Below are 17,475 nucleotides of genomic sequence, written 5' to 3'. Positions count from 1 at the left end.
GATCAGAGCCTTTCGGTTATCGTTTCGGCAATCTCGCTGCCGAGGTTTTCATTCAGAAGCGCCCGCGCCTCGGCCAGACGCGAGAGCGCGGCGGTATCATCCGCTTCGCGCTCGGCTGCTTCGGCGAGCCGGTCGTCAGAGAGGGGGTCAGTCGGGCGCCCATCCACGAGCACCTCATAGTGCAGGTTCGGACCTGTCGCCGTGCCAGTCGCGCCGACGCGGCCGATCACGTCTCCCGCCGCAACGCGTTGGCCTTGTGCCAAGTCTTCCGGCACGGCGCTCAGATGCGCGTAGCGCGTCATGGTGTCGGAGCCGTGCAAGATTTCGACCACGCGACCATATCCGCCGCGCCAGCCGATGAAATTGACCCGCCCCGGTGCCGTCGCTTGAACCGGTGTCCCACGTGCCGCTGCGAAATCGACGCCGGTGTGCATCCGGACGTTGCCAAAGACCGGATGCGTGCGGCGTCCGAACACCGAGCTCAGGCGCGCACCCTCGACCGGCTGTGCGAAGACGCGCAGCACCTCGCCATCGACGTAGATCGTCGCCTGACCGCTGCCGTCGTCCGGCCATACGATCTCGTAAAGCGAACCGCCGATCTCCAGTGCGGCGAAGGCGAGTTCGGGCTGTCCGATCCTGTCCTCGCCGACCCGCGCCTCACGCCAGAGAAGCCTTAGTGCTTCGCCGCCGGCCATCTCGCGGCGGAAATCCACGGTCCCACCCAGCATCTGCGCAAGGTCCACGGAAAAACGGGCGGGTATGCCGGCTTCGTCGAGTGCCGCGAAGATCGAGCTGTCGATCACGGCTTTGCCGGCAAGGGTTACGATTTCCGGATCCGGAGTCACGACCTGTGTGGACAACTGCTCGCCGAAAACCACCTCGATCCGAACCCCGTCCTCGACGGCAAGTGAGACGGTGCGGGGGCTGCCGTCCATGGTCGAAGCGACAGTGACCGAGTGCCCCGGCCGCAGCCGTCGCAGATCGTATTCCGCGCCAAGCGCGAGGGCAACTTCGGCTCTGTCAGAAGCCGCAAGTCCAGCTTCGGACAGCAAGAAATCGAGCGTCTCGCCTGGTGCAATGTCGCGCGACCACGTCGACAGCGGTGGCTCGATCGCCCTTACCGGCCTGTCGGCAAACGCGACCTGCAGAAGGGGCAGCGGGCTGAGGTCGGATGCATCGTCTGCCCATGCCGCCGCGGGCAGCATCACGGGGATGTCAACGTTCTGGGGGGCTTCAGGACCTTGGGGCATCCAGCTACCTGCCTGGGCAAGTTCCGGCGGCACGGGTTCTTTCGACAAAAGATCGGAGATCGCGATAGCTGCCCCGGGAACCGTCCCCGCAATTGCGACACAAGCCGCCAAAGTTCTGAGCCTCATGTCGCCCCCTCCATTTCTTCTTCCAGCGCGCGGCGAATTTTCGGCACCGCGAATTCTCTGGGTTCGTGATAGTCGATCATGGTGACGAACCGCCCAGAGGCTGCGAACAGGAAGACGCTCGCGCTGTGGTTCATCGTGTAATCGCCGCTCTCCGTCGGCACCCTTTCGTAGGTGGCGTGGAAGCCGTCCGCGACGCGCGCTATCTGCTCCTCCGGCCCCGTCCAGCCGCGAATCGCCGGATGGAAGTAGCCGACATATTCGGCCATCGTTTCGACAGTGTCGCGCTCGGGATCGACCGTGATGAAAACCACGTTCATCTCGTCGGCCTCGTCTCCCAGATCGTCGAGCCATCCCGAAATGTCCGAGAGCGTGGTCGGGCAGACATCGGGACAGTAGGTGAAGCCGAAGAACGCCATCGTCGGTCGCCCGATCAGGGTTTCCGGCCCGACCGCGTTGCCCTCATGATCCGTCAGACGGAAATCCATCGCGGTCAGAGCCACAGGCCGCTGCCCGATAGGCTCAGGTCCACCGGGGCCATCGACCTGCCACCAACCGGCAAAGAGCATCAGGGCGACCACCCCGACACCAGCCGCGCCGTACCCTAGGATCGCCCGTCGCCGCATCAGTCCTCCGGCCCCCGCGCGGAGATGCCGAGGATCGTCACCTCGACCGTCACTTCGCCTCCGTCGTCGAAAAGCAGGGTCAGCGGAAAGGTTTCCCCTTCCGTCATCGGTTCTTGCAGCCGCATCAGCATTGCGTGCAGGCCCCCCGGTTCGAGCGCGACGCTCTCGCCCGGGGCGATCGCGATTTTCCCCGCCGGGCTCATGGAACTCACACCCTCGGCATTGGTCTTCGTCTCGTGAATTTCGGGCATCATCGCGAGCGGTGTTGTAAGGCCGATCAGCGTCACCGGCTCGTCGCCAGTGTTGCGGATCGTCATGTAAGCGGCCCCGGGACGGTTCACCCCGATGGAGGCGCGGGACCACGCGTTCTCGACGACAACATCCTCGGGTCCGGCCAGCGCGGGCACTGAGAGGCCTCCAAGGGTCAAAAGCGCCGCCAGTATGCTGGTCAAAATATACTTTTTCATCGTTTTGATCCTGCCCTTTCCATTCAGCTTTGCGCGGCAGCGACTTCGGCAGCCACCAATCGCCGCAGTTCTGCCTCCCCGAATGGATCGAGCGGCTTGCCGTTCACGAAGAATGTGGGCGTCTGGCGAACTCCCACGGTCTCTACATCGGCACGATCCTGATTCAGGATCGCCACGACATCGGGTGCCAGCATTTGCGTGCGCGCGGCCTCGGCATCGAGTCCGGCCGTGGCGGCGATCTGAAGGATCAGGCCAGGCGCCGGGGCACCGTGTGACGCCCATCTCGGCTGTTCCCGCAGAACGGCCTCGAGCACCGGCACGTAAACGTCCTGCATGTGCGCCGCCTCGAGCACGCGGATGGCTTCCTCGGATGCCGCGCCGTGGAAGGGCGTGTAGCGGATCACGACGCGGACAGCATCCCCATGCTCGGCCATGATGTCCTTCAAGAAGGGGTGAAAGGCGCGACAGGCCTCGCAGGCCGGATCGAAGAATTCGACGATCGTGACGGGCGCTTCCGCAGGCCCGAGGATGGGCGAGTAGGGGCGGATCATCGCGTCCGCGAGTTCCGGCGCAACAGGCTCCGCTTCGGCCACCGGGCCGGGGCGGGTTGCAAACCAGGTGGCTCCGCCGAAACCGGCGACGCCGAGGGCGAGAACGGACAGGATCAGGCCGCGTCGGTTCATGTTCGTGTGTCCTTCAATGAAAGGGCCGACAGCGCCCCGATCAGCGCGAAGGCGGCGAGCGCCATCAGCGGGATCGGGATGCCGAAGACCAGTTGGTTGTCATCGGTGCAAGAGGGGCCGGTGGCCGTGCAGGGCTGGATGCGTTCGGGAACAAGACCGACGTACAGCCCCATGTGCCAGAGGGCGATTGCGCCGCCGCCAAGCGCCAATGCGATGCCGTAGCGCCCCACGCGGCCGTCCCGCCACCAAAGGCCGAGCCCGAGGACAATGGCCAAGGGGAACATGAAGGCGCGCTGGAACCAGCACAGCACACAGGGCGTCTGCCCCAGCACCTCGCCGATGAAAAGCACGGCAAGCGAGGCGACGAGCGCGATGATCCACGCTAGCCCGAGGGCTGTTTCTCCGGATATGCGGTTCATTTCGGTCAGATCCTCTCTTCCAGATCGGCGAGAATCTCCTCGGCGGAGGTGCCGTAGGGCCACGAGTCGGCGAAGCCCGCGTCGGGATCGAAGAGGAACAAATGCGACGTGTGGCCCATCGTGTAACCATCCGGCGCCGCAGCCTCTTCGACGCGTTCAAAGAAGATCGGAAACGTCTCGGATGTGGCGGCGATCTGTTCCGGCGTGCCGGTCAGACCGATGATGCCCGCATCGAACAGCGGGACGTATTCGGCGAGTGCGGCGGGCGTGTCCCGTTCGGGGTCGATGGTGATGAAAATCGGCTGGACCTTGGCGGCATCGTCGCCCAGACTGTCCATCACCGCCGCGACCTCAGATAGGGTCGTCGGGCAGACGTCGGGGCAGTTGGTAAAGCCGAAAAAAACAAGCATCCAGCGCCCCGCAAAGTCCTTCTCGGTTCGGACCATACCCTGGTGGTCCGTCAGTTCGAATTCAGCGAAGAAAGGCGGCTCGGCGTCAGTTCGGGCGCTGTCGGCACGATAGTCGGACCAGAGTAAAAGCCATACGAAGGCAAGCGCTGCCACGCCTGCCAAAACCCAAAGAAACTTCTGTGCCGATGTAAGAGACAATCCTGTTCGCCTGCCATTGATCCTTGTGTGTCTGCGCGTCTACATCCTCTAGCCACTGAAGGTTCAAGCATGAAGATGGCGCCTTGATGCGACATCACGCGCCTGTGAATCCCGCACTTGCCCGCTCACACCGCAAAACCTACAAGGACTGTATACTTTTTCTGGAGGCGAGAATGCTCACGATCGGCACTCTGTCAAAGAAGACCGGCACGAAGGTGCAGACCATCCGGTACTACGAGCAGATCGGGCTCATGCCCGAACCTGGCCGGACCGAGGGCGGACAGAGGCGCTACGACGGTTCACAACTCGATCGCCTGTCCTTCATCCGCCACTCGCGGCAACTCGGCTTCTCGCTCGATGCGATCCGCGAGCTGCTCGACCTCAGCGACCATCCCAATCGGCCCTGTGATGAAGCTGATGCCATCGCGCGTCGCCAGCTCAAACGGGTGGAGCAGCGCATGGCCCGCCTGAAGGCGCTGCGCACGGAACTGAAACGCATGGTCCACGAGTGCAGCGGCGGGCGGACAGCGGATTGCCGGGTGCTGGAGGTATTGCGGGACCATTCTGAATGTCTGACCGAGCACGACGAGATTGGGGCCTGATTGGACCATGCCGATGTCGCGGCAGGAACTTAGACCAGCCGCAGGAGTTCTTCGATCGTAAACCACGAGCCGAAAACGAGAAATGGCCGCAGAACAAGATTCAAAAGAGAGACGCACGCTCTGGATCGTTCTGGCGCTCAATATCGGTCTGGCCGTGGCTTTTTTTGCAACCGGTGCGTTCGGCGATTCCAGCGCCTTGATCGCCAACGGCCTCGACAACCTTTCCGACAGCTTCGTCTACGCTATCAGCCTGTTTGCGCTGTCCCGGTCCGGCAAATGGAAACGCGGAGCGGCGAACATCTCCGGTGGGCTGCTGATCCTGTTCGCTGCAGGCATCCTCTACGATGCATGGCGCCGCTACATCGGCGGGTCAGATCCGCTCGGGACGATCATGATCGCCATGGCCCTGATCGCCGCGGCGATCAACGCGGTCTGCGTCTGGTTGCTCGCCCGACTCCGCGAACCGGACGTCAACATCCGCGCGGCGAACACCTTCAGCTGGAACGACTTCGCCGCGAACCTCGGGATCGTCGTGGCTGGCGGTCTCGTCGCCTGGCTGGGAACGAACTGGCCGGACCTGGTCGTGGGTGTGGTCGTGGCCGGGATCGCGTCGTGGGGCGGTATCGACATCCTGCGCGATGCACACGGCGAACACCACAAAGCCGTTCATGCCGACGACCGGTAGCGATTGATCGCCTTCTGAGAAAAAGGACTTGAAGCTACAGTCGCTCGAGCATTTATGTAGATCCTCGCCAGACTCGAGGAGATGCATCTTGCCCGCCGTTGACCCCTTGCTGACAGCCACGCGGCTGCTGGATTTCGAAGCCGCTCCTATTGCGGATCTGGTCGCGGGCCGCGGCTGGCAGGCTTTTGGCGAGCATGACCGGATCGGTGCCGCCTATGATTTCGTCCGAAACGAGATCGCTTTCGGCTACAATCGTGCCGACGACATCCCGGCCTCAGAAGTGCTGTCGGACGGCTACGGCCAGTGCAACACCAAGGGCACGCTGCTCATGGCGTTGCTACGTGGCCTTGGCATTCGGTGTCGCCTGCATGGCTTCACCATCCACAAGGCGCTCCAGCGCGGTGTCGTGCCCGAGTGGGTTTATCCGCTGGCCCCCGCGGAAATCATCCACTCCTGGGTAGAGGTCGAGACCGAGAATGGATGGATCAATCTCGAAGGGTTCATCCTGGACACGCCCTTTCTGAAATCGCTGCAACGGGCGTTCATCGAGATGGAAAGCCTTTGCGGCTACGGGGCCAGCACCGACTGCTTGAGCGGCCCACCGGTCGAGTGGACCGGCGACGACACATATATCCAGAAGACCGGCATCGCCCGCGATCTCGCAACATACGCTATACCAGACGAGTTCTACCGGGGGCATCGCCAGGACTTCGGCGCCTTGCGCGACTGGCTCTATCGCCACGTCATCCGCCACTGGATGAACAGACGCGTGCGCGCAATTAGGCGGGGCAAGGTGCCGCAAATCCCCGGCCTCGCTCGCCCGAACCATCTTCATGAGGAGACGCACCGTGCCGCATGATCACGGCCATGCCCACATCGATCCCGCATCCGGTGACCGGCGCGTGTCCATCGCGATCTGGGCGAACGCCCTTCTGACCGTCGCACAGATCGCGGGCGGCGTCGTTTCGGGCAGTCTCGCGCTGATCGCGGATGCGCTGCACAACTTCTCGGACATGGCGTCGCTGGTGATCGCTTTCGCGGCGCGCAAGATCGCGCGGCGGCCCGCCGACGAACGCATGACCTTCGGATACGGCCGGATCGAGATTGTCGCTGCACTGATCAACTACACGACACTCATCCTCGTCGGCGTTTACCTGATCTACGAGGGCGGTATGCGCATGATCGATCCGCCCGAGGTTCAGGGTTGGACCGTTGTGATCCTCGGCGGCGTGGCGCTCGTGGTCGACGCTCTGACTGCGGCGCTCACCTGGTCCATGCAGAAGGGCAGCGTGAACATCCGCGCGCTCTTCCTGCACAACCTCTCGGATGCGCTCGCCTCGGTCGCCGTGATCGTCGGCGGCACGCTGATCATTCTCTACGACCTGCGCTGGGTCGATCCCGCAATCACCATCGGTATCGCGCTGTATATACTGTATCTCGCACTGACCGAGATCGGCGGCCCGATCCGGACACTGATGCTGGGCAGCCCGCCGGATATCGACAACTCGGCCGTGATTGCCGCGATGCGGGACGTGGACGGCGTTACGGATGTCCACCACGTGCATCTATGGCAGATGCAGGAACACGAGGCGGCGCTCGACTGCCACGTGGTCGTCGCCGAAGATGGATGGACAAGAATCGAGGCCATCAAGGGCGAGATCAAAGCACGACTGAGCGAGCGCTTCGGCATCGCTCATTCCAGCCTCGAATTCGAGAATGAAAGGAACGCCCACACCAACGCCAACCTCTACGGTCACGGTAGTAATGGCCATGAATGATCAGGAGCACGAATTGACGGAAGAACGATATTATCTCGCACCTTCATACACTTAAGCGCAGGGCAGGCAGTGTCAGCTTGGTGGAGAAGGTTGGATATCAGGCCCATCCCCTCCGCCATTACCACCCTTTCGAACCTGTCCCGGCGGCGGGTCCGAGGCGGAATTTCTCAGGTTTAGAAGGGGTTTCCGGTCAGGTGCTCATGTTCGGAGGCCCTCTGTTCGAAGGCCACGGGTGATTTCCAGCCCAGGGCGGAGTGTTTTCTACGCGGGTTGTAGAAGACGTTGATGTATTCGAAGAGGGCGATCTCGACCTCGCGCCGTGTTCGCCAGTCGCGGCGCCAGACAAGTTCTGCCTTCAGCGATTTGAAGAAGCTTTCGACAGCTGAATTGTCGTAGCAGTTGCCTTTCCCGCTCATGGAAGTGCAAATCGACAGAGAAATCATCACCCGCAGGCGGTGACAACCGACACCGCCGGGCGGCGAAATTCGACAGTGCCGAGCATAGCTAGTGACATCATTGCCTCGAAAAGCGGGGCCGGATCGCGATGAGGATGTTCATTCGGGCGGTGTGCTTACAAGATCTCCATGGCCTGAATCAACCGACAGCTAAATGCCGGCCGCTCATTCCTGAAACTCCTCCTTGGCAATTGCCAAAGCCGACACAGCTGCTGGCCAGCCGGCATAGAACGCCATCTGGGTTATCGTCTCGACGATTTCCTCCTCGGTCAGCCCGTTTCGCAGCCCGACATTGATATGAGAGCGAAGCTGGTCGGGGCGGTTCAGGGCGATCAGCGCCGAGATCGTGACCAGACTGCGGTCGCGTTTGGCAAGTTCTGGACGCTCCCAGATATCGGCATAAAGCACGTCATCCGTCAGCTCGACCATCTTCGGGGAAATCTCGCCGAAAAGCTGCTGCGCGCGCGAAGGTTCATTCTCCTGCGCTGCCTCCGCATCGGGTTCCTGGGTCTGCGCATCTGCGACGCCTGCCATTCCCGATGACAGGAGAAGGCCCGAGGCCAGGATCGCATTTCTGACATTCTTCATAAGAAAATTCCTTGATTGATCAGACCGGCACCGCAATTGGACGGCGGCACCGGCCAGTCGGTTTCGACTAAGTGCCTGCAACAAAAAACGCCGGGATCAGGCACGATCCTGCGCAACGGTCCGGGCGTAGAAGGCATCAAGTTCAGTCATGGCCGCGTTCACATATTCCGGGACCCAGTAAGTCTCGATATGTTTGGCGCCCTCGATCGTGAACAGCTTCTTGTCATTGGTGCCGGTCGCTTTCGGGAAAGCGTCCTCGGTCATATACAGGCTGTCCGCCGCGGTGCCCGCGATCATCAAAAGCGGCTGGTCGATCAATTCGATCTGATTGGTGGCATCCCACCGCATCAGGTCAAGCATGCTGCTCATGGTGTAGCGCCCGTTCGAGTTCGGATGAGCATGCGTTTTTCCGTAATACTCGAACCCCTGACGATACAGATCGAACGGCAGCGCCGCGATCTGTTCATCCGTCAGCACGGCGTCGCCCAGATACTTGATTTCGCCTCCGGCAGCTTCCTGCGCCCGGGCATCCGATGCCTGCTTCATCCGATCATGGATCGTGCCGAGGTCCGAATCCATATAACCGTTGCGACGAACCCTGCCGGTATTGAACATGCTGATCGTGGCGACGGCCTTGAATCGCTTGTCGGTCTTTGCTGCGGCCAGTGAATATCCACCGCCGCCGCAAATGCCCAGCAGGCCCATCCGCGTTGTATCGACGCCGGGATATTGCTCGATATAGTCTGCCGCGCCGTGAATGTCCTCAATACGGAATTGCGGCTTGTCGGTATTACGCGGCTCGCCGCCGCTGCCGCCCTGATAAGCCGCATCCATCGCGATGGTGATATAGCCCAGCTCTGCCAGACGCTGTGCGTAAAGACCGGCCACCTGCTCTTTCACGCCGCCATTCGGGTGCGCCACAACAATCGCCGGATAGCTGCCGGCCGGGTCATAATTGGCCGGCGTATAGACATTCGCGGCGATTTCGACGCCGTGCAGGTCGTATTGCACCGGGTGAATGTTGACCTTTCCCGGCTCGTTCGCGTTGATTGCATCTGCGTAAACGAGGGTAAACGGGTTCTCGCCTGCTGCGGCCTTGGCTGCGGTACTTGTCATGAAGTTAGCTCCTATCATCGTAGCGGTAAGCGCGAATGCGGACGTCCCCAGGAAACGCCGCCGTGTCGGGTTGATCTGCGTTTGGGCAACTTTGATCATGTTCATCTGTTCGTTCTCCATAAGAACCTCAGGCGAGCATCGGGTGCCTGTGCGGGTTGCCAGGAAAGCAGCGCGGTGCTGAAGGAATCTCTGGCTTGGCTCGCGAATCTTCTATAATGATGCAATATCCTCATCAATGATGGATATATTTCACAAACCTGTTCAAAAGTTCTCAACAATATGGCTCAAGTAGATCTTGCGGAACTGAACACCTTTGCCATGGTCGCAGATCATCGCAGCTTTCGCGAAGCTGCGCGCGTGCTTGGCGTGTCGCCCTCGGCGATCAGCCACACGATCCGCAATCTGGAGGCAAAGCTTGATGTGCGCCTGTTCAACCGGACAACTCGTTCTGTCGCCCTGACCGATGCGGGCGAGCAGCTTTTGCGGCGCGTCCGCCCCTCGATTGCGGATCTTGAGAATGCCGTGAACGAGGTGGCGGCCGGGCTGGATCGGCCGACCGGCTCAATCCGCATCAGCGCGGCGGAAATTGGCGCCAAGCCCATAATCCAGAACGTCTTGCCGGGGTTCTTGAAGAAGTATCCCGATATCCATGTTGAAATCGTTGTCGACACGCGGCTGGTGGATGTCGTGGCCGACGGCTTCGACGCAGGCATCCGCATCCGCGAGGACGTGCCGAGGGACATGGAGATCGTGCCATTCGGCCCTGACTGGCGGTTCATCGCAGTCGCCGCCCCGGCCTATCTGGCACGATCCCCCGACATCAGCACGCCGCAGGATCTTCTAAACCATCGCTGCATCCGTTACCGCTTCGCCAGCGGTGCGCTTTTCCCATGGGAACTGCAGCGTGATGGCGTGACGACTTCAATCGACGTTTCGGGCCCGATGACGCTGGGCAATACCAATCTCATCCTTGAAGCAGCGCTCGGCGGCATTGCGATCGCATGGCTTCCCGAAATGCTGGCCGCTGACCATCTGGCCGATGGCAGGCTTATCCGTGTCCTGCCGGAATGGGGACACGTGTTTTCAGGAGCATGTCTGTATTACCCGGCAAACCGGCATCAGCCGACGGCGTTCAGGCTGTTCGTGCAGGCCATTCGCGATTGGGCGGAGGGTGCTGCACACGACTGAAAGTCAGACACGCAGCCGCCTTGATCATGAGGCCGGGCGCAGTCAGGCTGCGCCCGGCCGGACATGTTGCGCCCGGGGTCACATAGCGGGCAGCAGCACGCCGTCCACGACATGAACGACACCGTTTCCGGCTTCCATATCCGCCGCGGTGACGGTCACGACATCATTGATTTTCACCATGTCGCCGTCGAGCGTCAGGTTAAGCTCGCAATTGCCCATCGTCGTGACGGGATGGGTTCCACCGTCATCGGCGATCATCTGGGCGACGTCGGCGGCAAGCGCGCGTGCCTCGACGACGTGACACCCCAGGATCTGGACCAGCTTGTCGCGGTTTTCGGGCATCAACGCCTCTTCCAGCGCGCCCTCTGGCAATGCGGCAAAGGCTGCATCGGTCGGTGCAAAGACGGTGAACGGCCCCTCGCCCATCAGCGCCTCGCCCATATCGGCGGCAACGACTGCCTGTTCGAGTGTCGTGTGGTCCGGAGATTCCATCACAATATCGGCGACAGTTGCCGGCATGTCCTGCGCAAGCGCCGCAGAAGCGGCAAACGCAAAGACAGTGGTCATCGCAAATTTCATAACCTTCATTCCATCCTCCTTTGGTATGTGGTCATGAGACGGGGCCGCGACCGGATTTGTTGCGCCTATCACGGTTTCGTGAAGGAGCACGGCGTCTTGCAGCAGGCGCGTCGCTGTTGCATGCTTTCCCCGATGAAGCGGAGCATCCCATGACGCCTGACCCGGCAGAGCTTCAGGACCTGCTGGCACGCGTTGCCATGCGGGATCGTGCGGCATTCCGGCAGCTTTATCAGGTTGCTTCACCGAAACTTTTCGCGATCTGCCTTCGTATTCTGAAGGATGAACAGGAAGCCGAAGATACCTTGCAGGAGGTGTTCGTCAAACTCTGGCACAACGCCGACCGCTATGCCCCGCAGGTGGCCAGCCCGCACGCGTGGATGAATGCGGTGACGCGCAATCTCGCCATAGACACGCTGCGCCGCCGCAAGCCCGGTGGCGGCGACCTTGACGCCGTGGACAATCTTGCCGATGCCGCGCCGGGGCCGGAAGCGGACGCTATCCGGCGGTCAGAGGGGCGGCGGATCGAGGCATGTCTGGCCGAGCTTGACCCCGACCGGGCGCAGGCGGTGCGTCTGGCCTATGTCGAAGGCGAAAGCTACCTCGAACTGGCAGAGCGTTTTTCGGTGCCGCTGAACACAATGCGTAGCTGGCTCCGGCGCAGTCTCATCCGATTGAGGGAGTGTCTGACAAGATGACCGACGACACCCCCGCCCTTGATCCGCGAGACATTGCCACGGCTGGCGAATACGTGCTTGGCACATTGCCGCAACCCGAGCGAGAAACATTCCGCCGCCGCCTGCTGAGCGAACCCGCGCTGCTTGCCGAGGTTGCCAGATGGGAAACTCATTTCGACCCGATCGCCGAAGAAGTGCGCCCTGTCAGCCCGCCGGAACGGGTCTGGGACGGGATTGAAAGGCGAATTCAGCCCGGCATGGGTTCGGCCGCGCCGAACGGCGCGCTGCGGCTGTGGCGCTGGCTCGCGATCGGCAGCGCCCTGGCGACCGCGGCACTGATCCTGGTCATGTGGGCTGGCATTCAGCGCGCGCCGGATGAGCGCCGGCTTTGGGTCTCTGACATGGTGTCGGAAGACAGTTCGGTTCGATTGACAGCGCTTTACGATGAAAGCGACGGCGAGATGAGGGTCTCGGTCGCCGGCACCCCTCCCGGCGAGGGTCGCGATTTCGAATTGTGGCTGATCGAGGGTGACAACGCGCCGATCTCGCTTGGCGTCATGCCGCATGAGGGGCAAGCCGCGATGCCGCTGCCAGAGGATCTGCGGACCCGTGTGGCAAACGCGACCCTTGCGATCACCGACGAGCCTGCCGGCGGCGCGCCGGGCGGCGTGGCGACCGGGCCAATCATCGCGCTGGCAGAAATGCGGCGGATTTAGCGTCGAGTGGCAGCCGTTGCAGGGTTGCCGCTTGCCGCATTCTTCGTTCAGATATGCCCCGAACAACCTTTACATCAAAGAATCGGGTCGGGCAGCGGAGCCTGCCGCGCCGCAGATGCCTCTCGGGAATGGAACTGACATGATAAAGCACCTTGCCCTTTCTGCCGCCCTCATGATTGCGGGCCTGTCGGCCGCCGGGGCGGAGACCTTCTATTTCTCGGCAATTCCCGACGAGGATGACACCGCGCTGAAGGAGCGTTTCGACAAGGTCGCGGATTATCTGGCGGGCGAGCTTGGCGTGGACGTGGCCTTCGTGCCGGTCAAAAGCTACGCGGCTTCGGTAACGGCATTTCGCAACGACCAGATCCAGCTGGCCTGGTTTGGCGGGTTGACCGGCGTGCAGGCGCGGATGGTCACACCTGGCGCGAAGGCCATCGCGCAGGGCGTCGAGGACAAGCAGTTCGTCAGCTATTTCATTGCGAATACCGAAACCGGGCTGAGCGCATCGGAAGAATTCCCGATGGACATGCGCGGGCTCAGCTTCACCTTCGGGGCCAAGACCTCGACCTCGGGCCGGTTAATGCCGGAATTCTATATCCGCGAGGAGACAGGCGATGCGCCGGAAGACTTTTTCAGCCGCGTCGGCTTTTCGGGCGATCACAGCCAGACGCTGCGGCTGGTATCGACCGGGGCCTATGACGTGGGCGCGCTGAATTTCTCGGTCTATGACAAGGCGGTCACCGACGGCCTGCCAGAGATCGAAACCGCGAAGATCATCTGGAAGACGCCGCCTTATCCCGATTACAACTGGACGATCCGCGGCGATGTCGATGATCGCTTTGGCGAGGGTTTTTCGGACCGCGTCCAGCAAGCGCTTATCGGGATGACAGACCCCGATCTGCTGGCAAGCTTCCCGCGCTCTGGCTTCATTGCCGCAGCGAACGAGGATTACGCGCCGATCCAGACCGTGGGCGAGGAGCTGGACCTTTTGGAATGAAGGCACGGCTCGACGGCGCGACGCTCGGCTATGGCGCGAAACCGGTTCTCAGCGGGGTCGATTTCACGCTGAACGACGGCGAGCGCGTGGTGCTGCTGGGGCCGTCCGGGGCGGGAAAATCGACGCTTCTGGCCGCGATCTATCGTCAGATGACCAAGGCCCGAACGCGCGTGGCGCTTGTTCCGCAGGATCATGGGCTGGTGCCGCAGCTTTCCGTGCGCCGCAATGTCTATATGGGCCGGCTGGACGATCATTCCGGGATCATCAACCTGGGTCGCCTGATCCATTTGCCGCAGCATGTGCGTGACGGCATCGACGCGATCCTTTTGCCGCTGGGACTGTCCGAATTTGCTACCCGCCCGGTCGAGGCACTGTCGGGCGGGCAGCGTCAGCGCACCGCGCTTGGCCGTGCGCTTTATCGCGGCGGCGAAGTCATCGTCGCAGACGAGCCTGTATCGGCTGTGGATGCGGTCCAGTCGCGCGACATCATGTCGATGATCGCTGCCCGCTTTCCGACGGCGCTGATCGCACTGCATGACATCGACCTCGCCCGCCTCTACGCGACCCGGATAATCGGTCTCAAGGACGGTCGCGTCCGCTTCGACGCCGAAACGAAGAAGGTCAGCGACGCACAGATCGAAGCGCTTTATGCGTGACCGGCTGTCGCCATATGCGGTCGTCGTGATCTTCGTGGCGATCGCGGGGCTGATGCTGCCATTCGCCGATCTGGGCATCGCGGGCCACGATCCCTGGCCACTGCTTGGCCGCATGCTGGCGGGATTTGCGCGCCCGGATTTTTCCGCCGTCGAGACGCTGGCCCATGCCCTGGCCCTGACCGTCGCATTCGCAGTTGCGGGTGTCTCGATCGGCGCGGCGGCGGGGCTTCTGATGGCGCCGTTGTATGATCGTCGGCCCGTACGCGCGCTGTGCATCGCGCTGCGTTCCATTCACGAAATTTTCTGGGCGCTGCTGCTGATACAGGCGATAGGCATTGGCGCGCCGGCAGGGGTTCTTGCGCTCGCCCTGCCCTATGCGGGCATCTTTGCCAAGGTCTTTGCCGAACAGATCGAAGAAGCCGACCCCCGGCCCCGCAACGCCCTTCCCCCGCGAACCGACGCCGTTTCACGCTTTGTCTGGGCAAGCCTGCCGATGATCCGCGCCCCGATGCTGGCTTACACGCTTTACCGGCTGGAATGCGGCATGCGGGCAAGCGCCGTGATCGGCTTCATCGGGTTGCCGACCCTTGGCTTCCAGCTCGACAGCTTTTTCCGGAAAGGGGATTACGGCGCGGCCTCCGCGATCCTGATCTGTTACATCCTGCTGATCGCGACGATCCGGCTGTGGATGCGCCCCCGGCTCGCGCCGTTCTGGATCATCGCCGCCTTTTCGCTTCTGGCAACGGTGAATGCGCCACCGATGGGGACCGGCGCGCTCTGGCGTTTTCTCAGCGAAGACATCATCCCGGCACCACTTCGTGACGGCCAGGGGCTGACCGGCCTGTTCGATTGGCTCCGAGAGATGACGCTGGCCCAGATCTTGCCCGGCATCTGGAACACCGTCGTCGCCACGCAGGTCGCGCTTGTGCTGACCGGTTTGGTGGCATTCTTCGGCTTCGGCCTTGGCGTTGCGGCGGTCAGCGGACAGATCGGCCGGCTTCTGGGACATTTGCTGTTGGTGACACTGCGCAGCCTGCCCGAATACATGCTGGCCTATCTGTTCCTGCAGATCTTCGGTCCTTCGCTGTTGCCCGCGATCCTTGCGCTTGGCCTGCATAACGGCGCGATCATCGGGCACCTGCTTGGCCGCGAGGCAGATGCGATCCTTCCGGAAATGCGCCCCGACGCGCCGCGAGGCCTGAGCCTTTGGGCCTGGGAGCTTGCGCCCCGCCTTTTCGGCCGCTTTCTGGCATTGTGCCTGTATCGGTGGGAGATCATCCTGCGCGAAAGTGCGGTCATGGGCATCCTCGGGATCGCAACACTGGGTTTCTTCATCGACAGCGCCCTTGCCGAGCTGCGCGTTGACCGTGCCGTGATACTGCTTGCCGTGATCGCGCTGTTAAGCGCGACAATCGACGCCATCTCGCTTCGGCTGCGCCGTCGCATGAAGGTTCAGGGCGTCGCGGAAACCGATTGCGCGCTGCTGCCGGTCGAGCGCGCCACCCAGCACGCTTAAGAAGCAGCATCAGACGCCGCGTTGGGCCGCCCGAATCCGGCAAATGAGATTTGGCGCTGGAAACCCGGATACACGAATGCGAAGAACGCGCCGCTGCAAAAAGGATGAATCGGTCAATGAAACTTTCCGTGGAAACGACGCTTGAATACGATCTGGAAGAACCCGGTCCCGCCGTCCTGTCGGTCGAAACCGCAGGTGCGCTTGGCCAGACGATCCTGAACGCGCATATCGACCTTGGCGATCTGGAAAGCTTCGCGCGCGTGCCGGGCGACGAGGGCATCGGCGAGCGCATGATTATCCGTCCGCGCGAACATCTTTTCTGCAAATATACCGCAACCGTCCTGGTCGAGCGCCAGCGCACCGATCTCGCCCTGCTGAACGCGACCCCGTTCGAGCGCCTGCCGGGCGATGCGCTGCGATATACCCTTCCCTCGCGCTACTGTCCGTCCGAACGCTTTGGCCATTTTGTCAACAAGGCCTTCGGCGATCTGTCCGGCGGCGCGCGGGTCAAGGCAATGCGCGACTGGGTCGAAGACAATCTCGATTATGTGTCGGGTGTGTCGGGGCCGGAAACCACGGCCGTCGACACGTTTCTGGAACGACGTGGGGTGTGCCGCGATTATGCGCATCTGCTGATCTCGCTGTGCCGGGCGGCGAATATCCCCGCACGCATGGCAAGCGTCTATGCGCCCGATGTCGACCCGCCGGATTTTCATGCCGTGGCCGAAGTCTATCTGGACGGCGCGTGGCATCTGGTTGACGCTACGGGCATGGCACATGCCGATGACATGGCCATCATTGCCGTGGGCCGTGACGCAACCGACGTCGCCTTCCTGTCCTCGGTCCAGATGGCGACCCTGGTTTCGCAGAAGATTTCGGTGCGCCGCATTGACTGACTTCGATGCATCTGTGTGATCAGATCAGGCGTCGGGGGCGCGGTCCCAGTCAGCTGCCGCGAAGTCGGTCAACGCGGCAAGCGCTTCAAAATCCCTGGGGGCAGAAGCGATAACGCCGTATTGCCGGCCACGCATCGCCTCGGCACCGATTTCGCCGACGCGACCGCCGGCAGCCTCGATCAGCGCATATCCCGCAAGGCAGTCCCACAGGGCCATGCGCGGCTCGCAATATCCGACAAGCCTGCCCGCCGCGACGAATGCCAGCATCAGCGCACCTGAGCCGTAACGGACATGGGCAATGCCATTTTCGGCAAGGTCCGCGTAAAGCCGGCCCATCCGATCCGGCGAAGCCCGGTCATTCGCGCCCGTGCCAAGCAACCCGGTCGACAGATCGAACCGGTCGGTGACAGTCACCGGCTTTCCGTCAAGCGTCGTGCCCATACCACGCGCGCCCGCATAGACCTCTCCCAAAACCGGTGCGTAGATCACGCCAAGCAGCGGGCCAGTGGCATCCATAAGCCCGATCGACACGCACCATCCGGGCAAGCCGTTCAGAAAGGGCGCGGTCCCATCAATCGGATCGACAACCCAGGTCAGGCCCGTGACCCCTTCGCTCAGCCCATATTCCTCGCCCAGAAAGGCATCGCCGGGAAAAGCTGACTGAAGCCGCGCTTGGATCAGGCGTTCCACCTCGCGATCCGCGACCGAAACCATGTCGGTCAGGGCGCGCTTCGTCTCGATCTCCAGCGAGCTGCGACTGGCGAAATATTCCAGCGCCAGATCGCCAGCCGCGCGCGCCACCTGTTCTGTGATCGTCAGGCGCGCGGCAAGGTCCGGTTCGGAAAGATCCATC

Annotated in this window: 21 protein-coding genes and 1 pseudogene; 11 read left to right on the top strand and 11 right to left on the bottom strand. The window is 62.2% G+C overall.

Annotated features, from left to right (window positions below):
• Positions 1-2: 2 nt before the first annotated feature.
• From FQV27_RS01785 to FQV27_RS01760, 6 genes are read right to left on the bottom strand one after another with little or no spacing between them, the layout of a single operon-like run.
• Positions 3-1,376: a M23 family metallopeptidase gene (locus FQV27_RS01785; RefSeq protein WP_090735039.1), complete on the bottom strand. Its 1,374-nt coding sequence runs from the start codon at positions 1,374-1,376 to the stop codon at positions 3-5.
• Positions 1,373-1,999, bottom strand: coding sequence for an SCO family protein (locus FQV27_RS01780; RefSeq protein ID WP_090735040.1), 627 nt, complete (start codon positions 1,997-1,999; stop codon positions 1,373-1,375). The genes FQV27_RS01785 and FQV27_RS01780 overlap by 4 nt, the downstream gene beginning before the upstream one ends.
• On the bottom strand, positions 1,999-2,466 hold the full coding sequence (locus FQV27_RS01775; RefSeq protein ID WP_090735042.1) for a copper chaperone PCu(A)C: 468 nt from the start codon (positions 2,464-2,466) through the stop codon (positions 1,999-2,001). The genes FQV27_RS01780 and FQV27_RS01775 overlap by 1 nt, the downstream gene beginning before the upstream one ends.
• Positions 2,467-2,489: 23 nt before the next feature.
• Positions 2,490-3,149 (bottom strand): DsbA family protein, encoded by a 660-nt coding sequence (locus FQV27_RS01770; RefSeq protein ID WP_090735043.1) that lies wholly within the window; start codon positions 3,147-3,149, stop codon positions 2,490-2,492.
• Positions 3,146-3,568, bottom strand: a complete 423-nt coding sequence (locus tag FQV27_RS01765; RefSeq protein ID WP_090735045.1) for a disulfide bond formation protein B — start codon at positions 3,566-3,568, stop codon at positions 3,146-3,148. The genes FQV27_RS01770 and FQV27_RS01765 overlap by 4 nt, the downstream gene beginning before the upstream one ends.
• Before the next feature lie 5 nt (positions 3,569-3,573).
• On the bottom strand, positions 3,574-4,176 hold the full coding sequence (locus FQV27_RS01760; protein ID WP_246132959.1) for an SCO family protein: 603 nt from the start codon (positions 4,174-4,176) through the stop codon (positions 3,574-3,576).
• Positions 4,177-4,349: 173 nt separating this feature from the next.
• On the opposite strand from FQV27_RS01760, the gene FQV27_RS01755 reads away from it, so the two are divergent.
• From FQV27_RS01755 to FQV27_RS01740, 4 genes are all read left to right on the top strand, one after another.
• The gene (locus FQV27_RS01755) at positions 4,350-4,778 is read left to right on the top strand and encodes a MerR family transcriptional regulator (protein ID WP_007426244.1); all 429 of its coding nucleotides are present in this window, start codon (positions 4,350-4,352) and stop codon (positions 4,776-4,778) included.
• A gap of 82 nt (positions 4,779-4,860) precedes the next feature.
• Positions 4,861-5,463: a cation efflux transmembrane domain-containing protein gene (locus tag FQV27_RS01750; RefSeq protein WP_147096128.1), complete on the top strand. Its 603-nt coding sequence runs from the start codon at positions 4,861-4,863 to the stop codon at positions 5,461-5,463.
• Positions 5,464-5,551: 88 nt separating this feature from the next.
• Positions 5,552-6,322, top strand: coding sequence for a transglutaminase-like domain-containing protein (locus FQV27_RS01745; RefSeq protein ID WP_147096127.1), 771 nt, complete (start codon positions 5,552-5,554; stop codon positions 6,320-6,322).
• Positions 6,312-7,241 (top strand): cation diffusion facilitator family transporter, encoded by a 930-nt coding sequence (locus FQV27_RS01740; protein ID WP_090735052.1) that lies wholly within the window; start codon positions 6,312-6,314, stop codon positions 7,239-7,241. Before FQV27_RS01745 ends, FQV27_RS01740 begins: the two co-directional genes overlap by 11 nt.
• A gap of 173 nt (positions 7,242-7,414) precedes the next feature.
• Here the strand turns inward: FQV27_RS01740 and FQV27_RS01735 are convergent.
• The 3 genes and pseudogenes from FQV27_RS01735 to FQV27_RS01725 all read right to left on the bottom strand — a co-directional run.
• Positions 7,415-7,660, bottom strand: a pseudogene (locus FQV27_RS01735) (IS3 family transposase); the annotation flags it as partial.
• 201 nt (positions 7,661-7,861) lie between these two features.
• Positions 7,862-8,284, bottom strand: a complete 423-nt coding sequence (locus FQV27_RS01730; RefSeq protein ID WP_147096126.1) for a carboxymuconolactone decarboxylase family protein — start codon at positions 8,282-8,284, stop codon at positions 7,862-7,864.
• 96 nt (positions 8,285-8,380) lie between these two features.
• A complete protein-coding gene (locus FQV27_RS01725) occupies positions 8,381-9,400 on the bottom strand; it encodes an alpha/beta hydrolase (protein WP_147096125.1) in 1,020 nt (339 codons plus the stop codon).
• A 279-nt stretch (positions 9,401-9,679) separates the two neighbouring features.
• Between FQV27_RS01725 and FQV27_RS01720 the strand changes: the two genes are divergently transcribed.
• A complete protein-coding gene (locus FQV27_RS01720; RefSeq protein ID WP_147096124.1) occupies positions 9,680-10,588 on the top strand; it encodes a LysR family transcriptional regulator in 909 nt (302 codons plus the stop codon).
• A 78-nt stretch (positions 10,589-10,666) separates the two neighbouring features.
• Here FQV27_RS01720 and FQV27_RS01715 read toward each other — a convergent pair whose 3' ends face one another.
• On the bottom strand, positions 10,667-11,176 hold the full coding sequence (locus FQV27_RS01715) for a fasciclin domain-containing protein (protein WP_222611651.1): 510 nt from the start codon (positions 11,174-11,176) through the stop codon (positions 10,667-10,669).
• Between the two features lie 140 nt (positions 11,177-11,316).
• Between FQV27_RS01715 and FQV27_RS01710 the strand changes: the two genes are divergently transcribed.
• The 6 genes from FQV27_RS01710 (at position 11,317) to FQV27_RS01685 (ending at position 16,622) form a co-directional block, all read left to right on the top strand.
• A complete protein-coding gene (locus FQV27_RS01710; protein ID WP_147096123.1) occupies positions 11,317-11,862 on the top strand; it encodes a sigma-70 family RNA polymerase sigma factor in 546 nt (181 codons plus the stop codon).
• A complete protein-coding gene (locus tag FQV27_RS01705; RefSeq protein WP_147096122.1) occupies positions 11,859-12,557 on the top strand; it encodes an anti-sigma factor in 699 nt (232 codons plus the stop codon). The genes FQV27_RS01710 and FQV27_RS01705 overlap by 4 nt, the downstream gene beginning before the upstream one ends.
• Before the next feature lie 139 nt (positions 12,558-12,696).
• Positions 12,697-13,554: a putative selenate ABC transporter substrate-binding protein gene (locus FQV27_RS01700; protein WP_147096121.1), complete on the top strand. Its 858-nt coding sequence runs from the start codon at positions 12,697-12,699 to the stop codon at positions 13,552-13,554.
• Positions 13,551-14,210, top strand: coding sequence for an ATP-binding cassette domain-containing protein (locus FQV27_RS01695; RefSeq protein ID WP_147096120.1), 660 nt, complete (start codon positions 13,551-13,553; stop codon positions 14,208-14,210). The genes FQV27_RS01700 and FQV27_RS01695 overlap by 4 nt, the downstream gene beginning before the upstream one ends.
• Positions 14,203-15,726 (top strand): PhnE/PtxC family ABC transporter permease, encoded by a 1,524-nt coding sequence (locus FQV27_RS01690; protein ID WP_147096119.1) that lies wholly within the window; start codon positions 14,203-14,205, stop codon positions 15,724-15,726. The genes FQV27_RS01695 and FQV27_RS01690 overlap by 8 nt, the downstream gene beginning before the upstream one ends.
• A 116-nt stretch (positions 15,727-15,842) precedes the next feature.
• Positions 15,843-16,622, top strand: a complete 780-nt coding sequence (locus tag FQV27_RS01685) for a transglutaminase-like domain-containing protein (protein ID WP_147096118.1) — start codon at positions 15,843-15,845, stop codon at positions 16,620-16,622.
• 24 nt (positions 16,623-16,646) lie between these two features.
• Here the strand turns inward: FQV27_RS01685 and FQV27_RS01680 are convergent, their stop codons facing one another.
• A complete protein-coding gene (locus FQV27_RS01680; RefSeq protein ID WP_147096117.1) occupies positions 16,647-17,474 on the bottom strand; it encodes an inositol monophosphatase family protein in 828 nt (275 codons plus the stop codon).
• Between the last annotated feature and the right edge of the window lies 1 nt (position 17,475).

Source organism: Paracoccus aurantiacus, assembly GCF_007993065.1.
Taxonomy (GTDB): domain Bacteria; phylum Pseudomonadota; class Alphaproteobacteria; order Rhodobacterales; family Rhodobacteraceae; genus Paracoccus; species Paracoccus aurantiacus.
The sequence above is the reverse complement of the archived record's forward strand: the minus strand, read 5'-3'. Positions and strand labels throughout refer to the sequence as shown.

Coding starts and splice junctions, on each gene's coding strand:
- FQV27_RS01780 (WP_090735040.1), bottom strand. CDS start 1,999: ATGCGGCGACGGGCGATCCTAGGGTACGGCGCGGCTGGTGTCGGGGTG.
- FQV27_RS01685 (WP_147096118.1), top strand. CDS start 15,843: ATGAAACTTTCCGTGGAAACGACGCTTGAATACGATCTGGAAGAACCC.
- FQV27_RS01730 (WP_147096126.1), bottom strand. CDS start 8,284: ATGAAGAATGTCAGAAATGCGATCCTGGCCTCGGGCCTTCTCCTGTCA.
- FQV27_RS01705 (WP_147096122.1), top strand. CDS start 11,859: ATGACCGACGACACCCCCGCCCTTGATCCGCGAGACATTGCCACGGCT.
- FQV27_RS01695 (WP_147096120.1), top strand. CDS start 13,551: ATGAAGGCACGGCTCGACGGCGCGACGCTCGGCTATGGCGCGAAACCG.
- FQV27_RS01680 (WP_147096117.1), bottom strand. CDS start 17,474: ATGGATCTTTCCGAACCGGACCTTGCCGCGCGCCTGACGATCACAGAA.
- FQV27_RS01725 (WP_147096125.1), bottom strand. CDS start 9,400: ATGACAAGTACCGCAGCCAAGGCCGCAGCAGGCGAGAACCCGTTTACC.
- FQV27_RS01750 (WP_147096128.1), top strand. CDS start 4,861: ATGGCCGCAGAACAAGATTCAAAAGAGAGACGCACGCTCTGGATCGTT.
- FQV27_RS01765 (WP_090735045.1), bottom strand. CDS start 3,568: ATGAACCGCATATCCGGAGAAACAGCCCTCGGGCTAGCGTGGATCATC.
- FQV27_RS01770 (WP_090735043.1), bottom strand. CDS start 3,149: ATGAACCGACGCGGCCTGATCCTGTCCGTTCTCGCCCTCGGCGTCGCC.
- FQV27_RS01720 (WP_147096124.1), top strand. CDS start 9,680: ATGGCTCAAGTAGATCTTGCGGAACTGAACACCTTTGCCATGGTCGCA.
- FQV27_RS01785 (WP_090735039.1), bottom strand. CDS start 1,376: ATGAGGCTCAGAACTTTGGCGGCTTGTGTCGCAATTGCGGGGACGGTT.
- FQV27_RS01755 (WP_007426244.1), top strand. CDS start 4,350: ATGCTCACGATCGGCACTCTGTCAAAGAAGACCGGCACGAAGGTGCAG.
- FQV27_RS01700 (WP_147096121.1), top strand. CDS start 12,697: ATGATAAAGCACCTTGCCCTTTCTGCCGCCCTCATGATTGCGGGCCTG.
- FQV27_RS01715 (WP_222611651.1), bottom strand. CDS start 11,176: ATGAAGGTTATGAAATTTGCGATGACCACTGTCTTTGCGTTTGCCGCT.
- FQV27_RS01690 (WP_147096119.1), top strand. CDS start 14,203: ATGCGTGACCGGCTGTCGCCATATGCGGTCGTCGTGATCTTCGTGGCG.
- FQV27_RS01775 (WP_090735042.1), bottom strand. CDS start 2,466: ATGAAAAAGTATATTTTGACCAGCATACTGGCGGCGCTTTTGACCCTT.
- FQV27_RS01710 (WP_147096123.1), top strand. CDS start 11,317: ATGACGCCTGACCCGGCAGAGCTTCAGGACCTGCTGGCACGCGTTGCC.